Raw genomic sequence first — 14,124 nt, 5'->3', positions numbered from 1 at the left:
GGGCATCGGCGACAGCCTGATCTACTTCGTCGATTGCTGGCGCGGCAAGGATGGGCGCAACGGCGGCATCGGCGACATCTCGATCTACGACGTGGACTTTGAGCCAGTGAACGATGCTGCGGCGGAGCACGTGGGCGCCGGCCTGACCACCATCGACCACCTCACCCACAACGTGCACCGCGGCCGCATGGGCGAATGGGCGGATTTCTACACCCGGCTGTTCAACTTCCGCGAGATCCGCTACTTCGATATCGAGGGCCAGGTGACCGGGGTGAAGAGCAAGGCCATGACCAGCCCCTGCGGCAAGATCCGCATTCCCATCAACGAGGAAGGGCAGGAAAAAGCCGGGCAGATTCAGGAGTATCTCGACCTCTATCATGGCGAGGGCATCCAGCACATTGCGCTGGCCACCGACGACATCTTCGCCACGGTGGAAGGCCTGCGCCGCGCCGGGGTGGAGTTTCTCGGCACGCCCGACACGTACTACGAACTGCTCGACAAACGCCTGCCCGGTCACGGTGAAGCGGTGGAGCGCCTGCGCGCCGATCGCATCCTGCTCGACGGCACGACGCAACCTGAAAAACGCCTCCTGCTGCAGATCTTCACCCAGACCGTCATCGGCCCGATCTTTTTCGAGATCATCCAACGCAAAGGCGACCAGGGCTTCGGCGAGGGCAACTTCAAGGCGCTGTTCGAAAGCATCGAACTCGACCAGATGCGCCGCGGCGTGCTGGAAACTCAGAACGCCTGAGGATGGGGGCGATCATGTCCAGCGTTCCGGTGACTTACGGCGAGGCCAGCATCACCCCGCGTGGTGACTACGCGCATTGCGATGCCGACTACACCTGCGCGCAGCAATGGGCGCGCTACACCCCGCGAGAGCACGAGTTGTTTGAGCGGCTCTATTCGCGGCAGATGGCGCTGTTGCCGGGGCGGGCTTGCGAGGAATTTGTGCGGGCTTTGCCGCATCTGCAGGCGCGCAGCAGCATTCCGCGTTTTGACGACATCAACGTCCGCCTGAAGGCGGCGACAGGTTGGGAGATCGTGGCCGTGCCGGGGCTGATTCCCGAAGCGGCGTTTTTCAGCCTGCTGGCGGCGAGGCGTTTTCCGGTGACGGTGTGGTTGCGCAAGCCAGAGGAGTTCGACTACATCGTCGAGCCCGATCTGTTTCACGATCTGTTCGGCCATGTGCCGCTGTTGTTCGAGCCCCGGTTTGCCGACTATATGCAGGCGTTCGGTGCGGGCGGGCTCAAGGCTCAGGGGCAGCACGCGCTGCAGTTTCTGGCACGGCTTTACTGGTACACGGTGGAGTTCGGCCTGATTCGTACACCGCAAGGGTTGCGGATTTATGGTGCGGGCATTCTGTCGTCGGGTGGCGAGGTGGAACACAGCCTCCACAGTCCGCAAGCGCGGCGCGTGCGCTTCGATCTGCTGCGGCTGCTGCGTAGCCGCTATCGCATCGATTCGTATCAGGCGACCTATTTCATCATCGACAACTTCCAGCAATTGTTCGATGCGACGGCGCCCGACTTCACCCCGCTCTACGACCAAGCAGCCGCGTTGCCGGAGATCGAGGCTGGGGCGCTGCTGCCCGACGAGGTGGACGAAAAGGTCAGCGCCGAATCGGTCTGAGACGGTCGGGCAGGAGGGTCTATTCGGCGTCGGGCTGACGCGCAGGCGCGGCGCGCGCGAAGGCGTCCAACTCTTCGCACTCCGCGCAGATGCGCTCCACGGTGGTCAGTCCCGCCAGGCTGCAGCCAAAGCGGCGGGCATTGAACACCTGCGGGACGAGGCAGCACTCAGCCAGGGTGGGCGTATCGCCGTGGCAAAAGCGGCCGGTGCGCGGGTCGTCGGACAGCATCTTTTCGACGGCCTGCAGCCCGCGTTCGACCCAGTGGCAGTACCACGCAGCCTTCTGCGCCTCGCTCAGATCGAACGTCAGTGTCAGCTGCTGCAGCACGCGCAGATTGTTGATGGGATGAATGTCGCAGGCGATGGTCTGGGCGATGGCGCGAATGCGCGCGCGGTCTGCCGCCGATCCCGGCAGCAGCGGCGGGCTCGGGTGGGTTTCGTCCAGATACTCGATGATGGCCAGGGACTGGTTCAGGATCTGGCCGTCATCGTCCAGAGTGGGCACGGTTTCGTTGGGGTTGATCGCGGCATAGCCAGCGGCGTGTTGCTGGCCGCCGTCACGCAGCAGATGCACAGGCACCGATTCGAAGGCCAGCCCCTTGAGGTGCAGCGCAATGCGAACCCGATAGGCGGCAGAACTGCGGAAGTAGGTGTAGAGCTTCATCGGTCTCATTCCGGCAGCGCCTGCACGCGGTTGCGGATGCTGCCGAACAGGTTTCGCCCTTGGTCATCGTGCATGCTGATTTCCACCCCATCTCCATCGCGCAGGAAGGGCGTGACGGCCTCGCCCTGCTCGATGGTCTCGTAGGTGCGCACTTCTGCGATGCAGGCATAGCCCACGCCGCCGTGCTCGACCTTGGAGCCCCACAGCCCGCCCTGCTTGTTCGACACCGTGCCCGAGCCGATGATCGTCCCCGCCGCTAGTCGGCGGGTCTTGGCCGCATGAGCGATGAGTTGGGCGAAGTCGAAGGTCATGTCCACCCCGGCATTCGGGTGACCGAAGCGCTGGCCGTTGACCTCCACCCGCAGCGGCAGATGCAGCTTGTGGTCGTGCCACGCCGCGCCGAGTTCGTCGGGCGTGAGCGCCACCGGGCTGAACGCCGACGCGGGTTTGCTCTGGAAGAAGCCAAAGCCCTTGGCCAGTTCCGCCGGAATGAGATGGCGCAGCGAGACGTCGTTGACCAGCAGCACCAGACGGATGGCCTGCGCCGCCTGCGCGGGCGTGGCGCCCAGCGGCACCTCCCCGGTGATGACGGCCACCTCGGCCTCGAAGTCGATGCCCCAGCTCTCCTTGGCCACGATAGGGTCGCAGGGGCCGATGAAGCTGTCGGAGCCGCCCTGATACATCAACGGGTCGGTGTAGAAGGTGGCGGGCACGTCGGCCTTGCGTGCCTTGCGTACCAGCTCGACATGGTTGATGTAGGCCGAACCGTCGGCCCACTGGTAGGCACGGGGCAGGGGCGAGTGGCAGGCGGTGGCGTCGAAGGGCTGGACGTGCTTGGCTGTTCCGGCTTGCAGGGCCAGCGCAGCGTCCTGCAGCATCGGGGCGCGGCGCGCCCAGTCGTCGAGCGCGGCCTGCAGGGTCGGGGCGATGTCGGGTACGGGCTGGCAGAGCGTCAGGGTATCGTTGACCACGACGAGTTGGCCGTCCGGGGTCGTGGTCTTCAGCGTGGCCAGCCTCACTGGAACATCTCCTTGTAGCGGCCGTCATGCATCCAGGCGGCTTGCTTGGGGGCTTTGCGGGTCTGGCTCCATTCTTCGAGCATGTCCCACTTCACGGCGTCGAGCGCAGCCAGCATTTTGGGGCTGGCGGTATTGCAGGCCAGTTCCAGGCGGTGGCCGTTGGGGTCGAAGAAGTAGATGGACTGGAACAGCGCGTGGTCGGTCGGGCCGAGCACGTCGATGCCAGCGTCCTGCAGGCGCTTCTTGGCAGCGAGGAGTTCGTCCATCGAGCCGACCTCCAGCGCGAGGTGCTGGGTCCAGACGGGGGTGTTGGGGTCGCGTCCCATCTCGGGCTGCGTGGGCAGCTCGAAGAAGGCCAGGATATTGCCCTGGCCCGCGTCGATAAAGATGTGCATGTAGGGATCGGCTTCGCCTGTGGAGGGCACGGTGTCTTCGGCGATGCACAGCACCAGTTTCATGTCCAGATGCTGCTCGTACCAGCGCGCGGTCTGCAGCGCGTCTTTGCAGCGGTAGGCAACATGATGGATCTTTTGGACCAGCATGATGAGTCTCCTGTTTTGTTAACTTTGAAACTCTAGTCCCAAAACAGTCGGTTTGCAGGCCCGCGGGAGACTACTGCAGCATGAAGGTCTGATACTCCAGCTTGCGGAACAGGCGCTGCAGCAACATCATGCCCAGCATCAGCGTGAGGAGCAGGGCCACGCCGAAGCCGTAGCCGAAGAAGGCCGGGCCAAGGTGGATGGAGAGCATGCTCAGCGCAAAGTTCAGCACGGTGAGCGTGGCCGTGATGACCACCACATCGCGTCTGCGGTCGAGGTAATAGAACACGTTGAGCACGGCCAGCAGCATCACCTGGAAGCTCGCCGCCACAGCCTGCACCAGGAACAGCGGGATGTACAGGCTGCTGATGCCGATCCACGAAAACAGCGCCGGCACGAAGGTGTAGACCGCCAACAACGTAAGCGCCTGCACCTTCAGAATTTGATAAAGCCCCTCGCGCACCACGCCCTGCATGCCGTCGTGATAGCGGGCGATGTCTTGCAGCGCGCCGCCTTCGCGCACGGCGGTGTAGAACTTGTCGTACCACTCGACGAAGTCGGTCTCGAACTTCACCAGAAAAATGCCCATGCCCGGGATGACGCACAGGTAGGCGAGAAACACCGGCAGGTCGTAAATGGTGGAAGCGCGCAGCGGCCCGATGACCGGGGTGGACGTGCCGGTGGTGAACCAGAAGGTGAGCTTGTCCGCCCACACGCCCAAGTTGTAAAGCACCCCGCCCGCGATGAGCGAGAGATACATCTGCCGCGGGCGGAAGCAGGCCAGCGTGATGGGGCGAACCACGGGAAAGTTGCGTAGCACCAGCCACAGCATCAGCACCCACATGACAAACTGCCCGCCGATAAACCCGAGCAGCAAGCCGTCGAGCCCCCAGGGGCGGGCGAAGTACGACAGCAGCACCGAGATGCCGTAGCCCAGCGCATACAGGCCGACGATGGCGCGGTACTGCTTCAGGCCCGAGAGGAACACCGTCGTGATCCAGAGGTTCGAGAGCAGTGTGAGCCCGACCACGATGAGCACCCGGTATAGATTGCCCACGCCGTTGAAGCCCAGCAGCGCCACCAGCCAGCCCAAGGCGCCGCTCACTGCCGTGGTCACGAGCACCACGCCGAAATAGGCCGGAGCGATGTCGTCCTTGCGCTTCTCGAACAGTCGGTCGGCCACCCACCGGGTGAAACCCAGTTGCAGCCCGCCGGTGAGAATGAGCGAGGCCATGATGAGATAAGTGACTGTCACCTGGAACTGGGTGATGAGTGTGTCGGGCGTGACCACGCCGAGCGACAGCACGCCCACCGCGATGAGGCCGATGATGGAAAACACCCACGGCCCGGAGCTGATGATGGACGCATAGGTGTAGGCACGCAGCAGCCCGAGGTAGGACTCGGAGCGCAGCAGTTTGCGCAGTTCGAAGCCGATGCCAGCCATTTATGTTGCCCCCACGTTCGGGCTGCGCCCTCTCTGCCCCCCGAGGGGGCTGCCGCCGTCTTGAGGCGGCTCGGCGACGGCGGCGGGTTCTCTTTCGGTGTGCAGTGCAGTTTGGGGCGCAGCCGCATCGACCGCGAGGGGCGGCTCGTCCAGCGGCGGCTCGCCGCGCAGCCAGGTGGCGACTGCGCCGACTTCATCGCTCAGCCCTGCGTCGCGGGCGGCGCTGCGTTGCAGGGCGTCGTCGTAGACCGCGCGGTAGTTGTCGAACATCATGGGTTGGGTGTAGTAGCGCTCGACCCGGGCGATGCCCGCAGCGCTGGCGGCTTGCCAGCGGGCCGTGTCGCCTAGCAGTTCGGCGCAGGCTTCGCCCAGCGCCTGCGCGTCGGCGATGCCGACCACGGCGCCTGAGGCGCCCAGCGCTTCGTCTTCCGCGCCCAGACCGTAGATGAGCTGACGGCACGAGCCCACGTCGGTAGTGACCGAGGGCACACCCCCGGCATAGCCTTCGAGCATCACCAGCGGCAGCGCCTCGCTGATGGACGACAGCACCACCAGCCCGATCTTGGGCATGAGCTCGGTGAGCTTCTGGAAGCCGAGGAACTTGAGGGTGTCGCCCAGTTGCAGACTCTCGGCGAGATCATGGCACTCGCGGGCATATTCCGGGTGCTCGTCCTCCGGCCCGGCGATCCAGCCTTCGAGCCCAGGCAGGCGGTTGCTGGCCACGCGCACCGCGCGGATGAAGGTCTTGATGTCCTTGATCGGCACCACCCGGCCGATGAGGCACATCACCAGCGGGGGCGAAGCAGGGCGCAAGGCGCGGGTCGCGGCGAAGGGCGGCACGTTGATGCCGTTGGCGATGCAGCTGGTGGTGATGGGGTTGGCGCCGTCGGCGATCTGTCGCAGGCGGTTGGTTTCGTATAGCGCGATGACGGGATCGGCGGCGTCGTAGCACATGCGGCCCAGCGACTCGAACAGACGAATCCAGAGCTGGCGGAAGTAGCCGGCCTCGCCCGCGGTGCGTTCGAGCACCGGGGTGTTGTCGCTGATCCAGTTGGCCGAGAACAGGTCGATGCGCCGTTCCTTGGTGTAGATGCCGTGCTCCGACAGCACCAGCGGCTTGTTGTAGAGCCGCGCGAGCACCGCGCCTAGATACCCGGCGTAGCCGGTGGAGACGGTGTGATAGATGCGGGCGCGTGGCAGTTCGCGGGCCAGCGTCGCCAGCGTCCAGATGGGGGTGTGCATGGTGCGCACCGTCCAGAAGTAATCGACGAAGGACGGATCGGTGCAGCGAAGTTGGTACTGGGCGGTGAGGTAGCCCCACGATTGATGCGAGTGCAGAAAGTAGTGCAGATCAAGCTTGTCCTGCATGGCTTGCAGGCTGGCGCGCAGCACTTCGGCGCGGCTGGCGGCGTCTTGGCCATCGCGAATCAGGGTGTGCAGGTTTTCCACCAGTTCGGCGGTCGCGGCGTCGCCGCGTTCTTCGCGCGCGGCGGGCAGCACCGCGTCGCTGAACAGATAGTGATGGGTGAGCCCGACCACATTGGGCGGCATCTGGTAGCGCGGCTTGCCATAGTCTTCCTCGCGCGAGCCAAGAAACACCAGATGAAAGCGCAGGTGCGGAAATCCGCTGACGATCTGGTGCACCCAGCTCGACACGCCGCCCGAGACATAGGGGTAAGTGCCTTCGAGCAGCAGCATGACGTCGACCTCGAAGGGGGCTTCGCGGCCCTCGGGTTGCGTGTCGGTGAAGTCGGGTTGTGTCATGGGCAGGGAGAAGATCAGCTCAGCAGCAGGCGATCGGCATCGCTCAGCGGGCCGGGCGCCGGGGTGGGCTCGGCAGGGCGTGGCGCACTTCCTGGGCGCTGCACGGCGGGTGTGTCGGAGATGACCGGCTCGCTTCGAGTCGGGGTTTCGGTCTGCCAGACCCGCACCACGGGACGCAGCCGGGGGGCCACCTGCCGAGTGCCCAGCGGTTGCAGCACGCCGGTGATGCGGCCGAATCGCCGCTCAATCCATTCCAGCTCCGCGGCGTAAGGGCGCCACAGCGTCGGGCTGGCGCCTTCCGAGGCGAGATGTTCGAGCACCTCGCGGGCCGCATCGGTCTTGCCCGCGGCCAGAGACAGGCGCAGGAACATCATCTGCAGGCCGGTGTCTTGCGGCAGCGCGTCGCGGGCGATCGTGCAGTAGTGCAAGGCCTGCTGCAAGGCAAAGTCGCGCAGATCGCCTTGGGCCAGGCCCTGATAGATGAACTCCATCTGCAACTCGGCCACGCGCTGCGCAGCACGCGCCAGTGCCGCTCCGGTGGGCGCGGTGTGGCGCACGACTTCGACTTCGCGCAGGGCGTCCTGCAGACTATCGGTAAGTCGCTGCTCCCAGGTGTTGCTGATGCCGTAGGCCAGCAGGCGGATTTCTTCATCGGGGTCGGACAGCAGCTTGCGCAGCACCGGCAGGGTCATGCGCGGCGACATTTCGCGCAGCGCCAGCACCGCGCGAATGCGCTGGGCCTGCGGCTGGCTCTGGTCGCGGGCAATGCGCGCGGTTTGGCCTGCGGGCAAGTCGCGGCGCTGGTCGTCGTCGATATGCGAGACGGAGAACACCTGCAGCGACGGCGCTTCGCGCAGGTGCTCGGTGGCCTGGTGACGCATGGGCAGCCATTGCGCCAGCCGCGCGGCGATCAGCAGTCCGAACACGCCGACGACCGGAAAGAAAAACGCGAGCAAGGTCAAAAGGGTGAGTGACAGCCGCTTGGGTTTGCGCAGATCGGCGGGCAGCAGCGTCCACAGCAGCAGCCCGACCAGCACCGCCGCTGCACCATGCACCGCCCAGAACAGCAGCAGATCCGTGTCGTCGCGGCTGACCAGCAGCCAGGCCGCCACCGTCTCCAGCAGGACGATGAGCGAGCCGAGCTTGTAGAACAGGGGATTCATGAGGTCTTGGTTTCCGCTGCGGCGCTGCTCAGCAGGCGGCGCAACTCCAGGAAGCTGGGGGCGCCCGAGACTTCGAGAAAGTCCAGATCGAAGGCCTGATCGGGGCGCTGGTTGCTGCGGCTGAGAATCTGCACGAGCTGGCTCGCCATGTCGCGGCGGTAATTCGCCAGCCCGCCGGAACTCAACAAGGGCAGGAGCACGATCAGCGCGGGTTTGCCGCCCCGGCCCTTGAGCGTCCAGGTGGAGCTCTCCACCGGCTGCAGACCGGCGAACTCGGCCAGCGCGTCGTCGCTCACACGGCCTTGCCCGCTCCACACCGCACAGTAGCTGCGCAGCTTGAAGTTCTGCCCCAGCTCGCTGAGCTGCGCCCACTCTTGCTGCAGGCCGATGGGCGCCTGCACCCAGGCCGAGCGCACATCTTCCACGCTGAGTTCGAGCTGGCTGAAATCGAGATAGGACGCGCACAGCACCTGCAGGCGCTGCAGATTGTTTTCCTCGAACGACATGAAGGGCATGGTGTGCACCGCCAGCAGGGCATCGACCTCGTCGTATTCGTCCAGCCGCAGCGGGGCGGCGAAGACCCAGGGGTTGCTGCCGTCGGTTTCGTTCAGATGGGCCTGGGCGATGTGCACCGACTGATGCGTTTCCAGAATGCGGTTGATCAGCACCTCGCCGGGATCGAGCGGGGGCAGGGTTTGGCCCAGCGAGGCGGCCAGCCGCCATTGCAGCCCCTGCGGGCCGATTTCGCGCACAAAGATGCCCGCCTCGACCAGGCGGCACGATTGGCTGAGCAGCTGCAGAAAGGCGCGCGGGTCGGGCAGGGGCGCGGGCGTCGGCAGGCCGGGTGTGGCTGCGGGGGCGGCCAGCGCCGGACGGTTGCCCTGGAAGGTGAAGGTTCGGCGCAGGTCGAGCAGGGCGTCGCGCAGGGTCATGGGACGGTCGGTGAGCTCCTGCTCCAGGGTGGACAGTGCTTCCTTGATGACGAACAGGCGGCGTTTGGTGCGCTCCAGCCGCGCCGTCAGGTCTTTGGTGACTTCGCGGTGCAGCACCTGCCGGTTGCGGAAGGCCGCGCCGAACTCGCCCAGAATCAGGGTCATCAGCATGCCGCCGAGAAAGAACTCGGCCGGAAATTCCGCGGCGGGGGCGTTATGGAACAGCGTGGGGGAGAACTTCCAGAACGCCGCGTAAAACCCCACGCCGAACAGCCCATACCCGGCGCCGTAGCGCACCGCGATCAGCCAGGGGCCGAACCAGGCCCAGGGAAAACCGGCGTGGGCGCCCAGCGGATCATCCGGCCTGAGCTTGGCGCCCAGCCACAGCACCAGCACCGGCAGCAGCACGGCTTCGAACATCGCCATCAGCCGCCCCGACTGCGTATTCGGCCGCCAGTAGCGCAGCCATTGCCAGCGCATGCGCGCCGACTCGCTGCGCATGCGGCGGCTGACGCGGGTGGAGAGATTGTCGAGTTTCATGCGGCGGTAAGAAAGACGCTGGGCGTTGAGCGCGTCAGGGCTTGGCGGCGGGTTTTTCGACCGAGGCCGTCACGCGGATGCCGCGCAGCAGCGCTTCGATCTGCGACTGCCCGACCGCGGCCAGCGCCTGATAGCCCCAGCCCGAGCGGCCGCCGCTGGCGCTCCAGACCACCTGGCCTGTCGGCACATCGGTGACTTGCAGCGTGATGCCCACCGCGGGCTCGCTGTCCACCCCGGTTTTGTAACGCCATTCGGTGACCGTGCCGGAGAGCGCATAGCGTGCGCCTTGCTGCTTGGCCCAGGCCAGCGCCTGCGCTGTGGTCACCGCGGGCTCGGCCTCCAGCGGGTTGTCGGTGGATTTGAGCGGATAGACCACCACGTCGCGCAAGCCCTTTTGCTGCAGCAGCGAGACGGTGATGGCCTGCGCCCTGCGCTCGACCAGCGGCAAATCGGTGGCGTTGCTCAGCGGCAGCACGGCGAACTTGGCATCGGCCGGCACCGAGAGCGACTGGCCGGGCAGGGCGGTGACGGCGCAGCCCGCAAGCAGCATCACGGCGGCGCCGGCCAGACCGAGCGCGGCGCGGCGGGCGGGGGAGTGTGGAGTGGGGGATGGGGACATGGAACTCTCCTGCTTCATCGGGGTGAAAAGAACGCGGTCATCGACCGAACCACAAACGGTACTGCAGACTCCACTGCCGGTTCAGGCCCGAGGTGTTCTGCTGGCGCTGGTAACTCAAAGACAGTTGATCGGGCCCGAACACCGGGCCGTGCAGCCCCAGGTTCAGGTTATTGGTCAGCCCCAACCGGCGTGATTGCAGCACATCGACCTCGGCATAGGGCATCCAGCGGCGGGTGTAGGTGTCGTTGTGCGCCATATTGAAGCCGAAACCCAGGCCGTACACATCGTCGCCCGCCGGGATGAAAAACGCGGCATTGGGCGCGGCGCCGCCCGGAACCAGCGGCGCGTAGTCGGGCAGCGGCGGCCCGGCGTTGGCGCTGAAGCGGTTGGAATAGCCCAGCAGTTTCACACTGAGATCGGGCTCGCTGCGGCGAAACCAAAAGCCCAATTCGAATTGCGTGCTCGCGCCATGCCCCAGCGGATTGCCGCGGCGGGTGTCATACGACATCACCGCCGTGCTGACATTGGCCCACATCCGCCCGAAATCGCGCGACAGTCGCAGCGCCAACCGGTCGCGCGCGCCTGCGATCTGCAGCGGGCCGGATTCATCGGCCACGGCGTTGTGTTCCGCCTCGAGCTGCGCTCGCACCTGCCCCGGAAGCTGCGTGCCGCCCTCGATGCGCCAGCCACTCAAGCGACCCACGGCGGTGTTGTGGGTGAGCGTGCCGCCGAGTTGCGAACGCTCGCCCTGCCACTGCAGGCCCAGCTCTGCGTCGCTCCAGGTGGACGGCACGCCGACCAGCGCCGCGGTGTTGTTGCTGTGCATGGACTGGCGGCTGGCTTGCGCCTGCAGCCGCCACTGCCCGCCGAGTTGCAGCGACAACCGCATGACCGGCCCCTGGCGGATCACGTTGTCGATCTGGCGATGTTCCAGCGTGACGGTGGCGCGGTGCGCCAGCGCCAGTTGCTGCTCGGCGGTCTGCCGGGCCAGGGCTTGCAGCGCCGGGTTGTCCTGGCCGCGCTCGGCGGCCGTCTCCAGCACTTTTTCGGCGGTGGCCAGGGCCTGCAGCGGCCGACCGGCAACGCGCTCGGCCTCCGCCCGGTCTTGCGGCAGCAGATGGCGGGCCGCGCCCTGGTCGAGCAGGCGGCTCACGGTCTCGCGGTCGCCCGCGCGCAAGGCCATCTGCAGCTCGATGGATTGCCGCGCCGCCGGAGTGAGCACGCGCCGCGCCAGCCACCAGCGGGCGGCTGAATTGGTGTCGAGGCGCAGCAGCCAGTCGGCAATCGCGGCGTTGGCCTGCAGGGTTTGCGGGCTGGTCAGATCGCCGCTGCGCAGCTTGTCGCGCAACTGCCCGAGCAGCGCCTGTTGACCCGCGCCATCGAGCCGGGTGTGACTCAGGCGAAGACGGGCGAGCAGTGCGTTCAGGTCTTGATCAGTGGTTTTGCCAACGGTTTTTTTCTCGCTCGCGGCGGCTTTTTGCAGCAGCGCCCACGATTGGTTATAGGCCGCCTGCGCGCGGCGGCTGTCACCGGCCTGCGCCAGCAGATCGCCGTAGTTGAGCAGCCAGAGTGCATCGGTCTTTTTGCGGGGGTAGAGCTGCTGCCCGTAGCGCACGGCGGCGGCGTTGTCGCCCAAGGTCTGCGCCGCGGCGGAAAGCACGTCGAGGCCATCGGGCAGGCCTTGCAGGCTGCGGCTGTAACGCGCCACGTCTTGCCGCAGGGCGTCGGGCTGGTTGGCATCGATCAGCATCCACAGCAGGGCGATCTGGTTATCGGTATTGCCGGGTGAAAGACGCAGGGCCTCGTGCAGATCGGCCAGCGCCCGGTCGGTACGGCCCAGCGCGCGCCAGACCTGCGCGCGTGCGGCGTACATCTGCGGCTGCTGGCGCAGCGGCGCGCCCGCGGCACTGCCCAGCACGACGCGTTCCCACTCGGCGATGCCTTGGGTGCTGGGCTGACGCACCAGCGATTGCAGCCACAACAGCGCCAGCGCCTCCGACGGGGCCTTGGCCCAGGCCTGCGGCAGCAGACGCAGCGCGGCGGCGTCGCCCTGCGATTTTTGCGTGAGCATGATGAAGCGTTGCAGCTGATAGGGCTTGATGCGGTCGCGCAGTTGCGGGTTGTTCCAGATGCTGCCGTAGGCGCTTTGCGCGCTGCGCTGTTCGCCCATGTCCCAGGCGATGTCGCCCAGCAGCCCCTGGTGCGCAGCGAGCAAATCGACATCGTTGCAAGGCGGGGTTTGGGCGGCGGCGCTGCCATCGGTGATGACGGCAGCCGGTGTGCTGCGGCAGGGTGTGTCATCCGAGAGGTGCTGGGTTTGCTCGAGCGTCTGCCGGGCTTGCTCGAACTGGCCGTTTTGCAGCAGGGCAATGGCGTAGTCGATACTGCCGCGCAGGCTGAGCGTGCCGCGCGCGAGCGCCTCGGCGTAAGCCGCCAGCGAAGCGTCCACCTCGCCCATATTGCCCAGCAGCCAGGCCAGGGAAGTCAGCACCTCGGGCTGCTTGACCGCGGCTTGGCGCAGAATGCTCACCGCTTTTTCAGGATGGCCGCGTACCTCCAGCGCCTGGGCGTATTGCAGCCACTCGTCTGTGGTGAGCGTGGTGTGCGCGGCGCGCTGTTCCCAATAGGCGTCCAGGCCGCTGCTCGAATGCAGCGCCAGCGCCAGCCGGTGCAGTTCGTCGAGGGCGTGGTGGGTGAACTCGGCGCGCAGCAGGGCGATCCATTGTTGCATGGCGGCGTCGGGCTGACCGCTCCACTCCAGCACCTGGGCGCGGCGCTCGGCCCAACTGCGGCTGCCCGCCTGTTGCGCCAACGCGGCATCGGCGATGTGCACCGCACCGCGCAGATCGCCCCCGGCCAGCAGCACTTGCCAGGCCAGTTCGCGCTGCGCCGGGGTGAGGGCCTTGCCCAGCGCGGCGGCGGGCAGGTCGAGATCGACGGCTTTGCGCAGCCAGTCACCCGCCTCGGCGGGCTGGTTGGCGCCCAGTGCCAGCTTCACCATGAACCACGCCATCTGCGGCGCAACCGCGCCTTTGCCGAGCGCCGCAGCGGTCTGGCGATAGGCCTGCGTCGGATCGCCGGTGGCCAGCAGAGCGCGGGCGGCCTGCTCAATGAGTTGCTCGCGCTCGGCCTCAGTCACCCGGGTCTTGGCGGTGGCGAACAAGACCTGCGCCGCCAGTGGCTCGGCGTGCACGCCCACCAGCAGACGCGCAGCCTGCAGTGCGGCGGCGGGCGGCAGGGGCAGAAAGCGGGTCACCATGCCGGTGAGCCGCTGCACGGCTTGCGGCTCGTCGAGGCCTTGCAGCAGCACCAGGGTGTCGCGCCATTCGTTGAAGTTGGCGGGTTGGGTGCGCTGCAGCAGCGCGGAGAGGGCCTGCCGGGCCTGCGCTTCTTCTTTTGCCTTGCCCAGTGCGCGGGCATCGAACCAGCGGGCCTTCCAGATTTGCAGCCGAAGGGCGTCGGCCTGCGGGGTGTGCACCGAACGCAGGGTGTCGAGGGCTTGTTGCGATTTGCCGATGTGCATATAGCGCTGCGCCAGCATCAGGCGCAGGTCGATATTGCCGCCGCGCAGATCGACCAGGTGGCGCAGGTAGTCGATGGCCAGCCCGTCGTCGGCGCTGGTGCTCAGCAGCCGCATCAGGTTCTGCCCCGGATAGACCAGCGCGAGCGTTGCGGCGCACAACAGGCCCAGCCCCAGCAAGGCGCCACGCGGAAATAGACGACTGCGCTGCGGATCGTCTGGAGAGATGTGCAGCGGGTCGCGGGTGGCGGGGCGGGTTTTTTCCAGCATTGAGGCGGATTGTCGGTC

The 14,124-nt window shown here is 66.5% G+C and carries 11 protein-coding genes; 2 read left to right on the top strand and 9 right to left on the bottom strand.

The genetic code is table 11. From position 1 onward, the window contains the following. Together hppD and phhA are read left to right on the top strand one after the other, a co-directional pair. Positions 1-751 (top strand): 4-hydroxyphenylpyruvate dioxygenase (gene hppD / locus B7X30_RS02015; RefSeq protein WP_286728781.1); only part of this gene is annotated, 751 nt, incomplete at its 5' end. Between the two features lie 14 nt (positions 752-765). Then, positions 766-1,632 carry a phenylalanine 4-monooxygenase gene (gene phhA, locus B7X30_RS02010; RefSeq protein WP_286728780.1) on the top strand — a complete coding sequence of 289 codons (867 nt, stop codon included), beginning with the start codon at positions 766-768 and terminating at the stop codon, positions 1,630-1,632. Positions 1,633-1,651: 19 nt separating this feature from the next. Here the strand turns inward: phhA and maiA are convergent, their stop codons facing one another. The 9 genes from maiA to B7X30_RS01965 form a co-directional block, all read right to left on the bottom strand. Next, positions 1,652-2,296 (bottom strand): maleylacetoacetate isomerase, encoded by a 645-nt coding sequence (maiA, locus tag B7X30_RS02005; protein ID WP_286728779.1) that lies wholly within the window; start codon positions 2,294-2,296, stop codon positions 1,652-1,654. A gap of 5 nt (positions 2,297-2,301) precedes the next feature. Then, a complete protein-coding gene (locus tag B7X30_RS02000; RefSeq protein WP_286728778.1) occupies positions 2,302-3,315 on the bottom strand; it encodes a fumarylacetoacetate hydrolase family protein in 1,014 nt (337 codons plus the stop codon). Further along, on the bottom strand, positions 3,312-3,857 hold the full coding sequence (locus tag B7X30_RS01995) for a VOC family protein (protein WP_286728777.1): 546 nt from the start codon (positions 3,855-3,857) through the stop codon (positions 3,312-3,314). Before B7X30_RS01995 ends, B7X30_RS02000 begins: the two co-directional genes overlap by 4 nt. A 70-nt stretch (positions 3,858-3,927) precedes the next feature. Further along, positions 3,928-5,298: an exopolysaccharide Pel transporter PelG gene (gene pelG, locus B7X30_RS01990; protein ID WP_286728776.1), complete on the bottom strand. Its 1,371-nt coding sequence runs from the start codon at positions 5,296-5,298 to the stop codon at positions 3,928-3,930. Beyond that, positions 5,299-7,062 carry a GT4 family glycosyltransferase PelF gene (gene pelF, locus B7X30_RS01985; RefSeq protein WP_286728775.1) on the bottom strand — a complete coding sequence of 588 codons (1,764 nt, stop codon included), beginning with the start codon at positions 7,060-7,062 and terminating at the stop codon, positions 5,299-5,301. Positions 7,063-7,076: 14 nt separating this feature from the next. Beyond that, positions 7,077-8,225, bottom strand: coding sequence for a HEAT repeat domain-containing protein (locus tag B7X30_RS01980; RefSeq protein ID WP_286728774.1), 1,149 nt, complete (start codon positions 8,223-8,225; stop codon positions 7,077-7,079). Beyond that, the gene (locus B7X30_RS01975; RefSeq protein WP_286728773.1) at positions 8,222-9,697 is read right to left on the bottom strand and encodes a hypothetical protein; all 1,476 of its coding nucleotides are present in this window, start codon (positions 9,695-9,697) and stop codon (positions 8,222-8,224) included. Before B7X30_RS01975 ends, B7X30_RS01980 begins: the two co-directional genes overlap by 4 nt. 34 nt (positions 9,698-9,731) lie before the next feature. Further along, on the bottom strand, positions 9,732-10,316 hold the full coding sequence (locus B7X30_RS01970; RefSeq protein ID WP_286728772.1) for an LpoB-related protein: 585 nt from the start codon (positions 10,314-10,316) through the stop codon (positions 9,732-9,734). A gap of 37 nt (positions 10,317-10,353) precedes the next feature. Further along, on the bottom strand, positions 10,354-14,106 hold the full coding sequence (locus tag B7X30_RS01965; RefSeq protein WP_286728771.1) for a tetratricopeptide repeat protein: 3,753 nt from the start codon (positions 14,104-14,106) through the stop codon (positions 10,354-10,356). Positions 14,107-14,124: the final 18 nt, after the last annotated feature.

Source organism: Thiomonas sp. 13-64-67 (assembly GCF_002282795.1).
Classification (GTDB): Bacteria; Pseudomonadota; Gammaproteobacteria; order Burkholderiales; family Burkholderiaceae_C; genus Thiomonas; species Thiomonas arsenitoxydans.
This window is presented reverse-complemented; position numbering and strand designations above follow the sequence as displayed.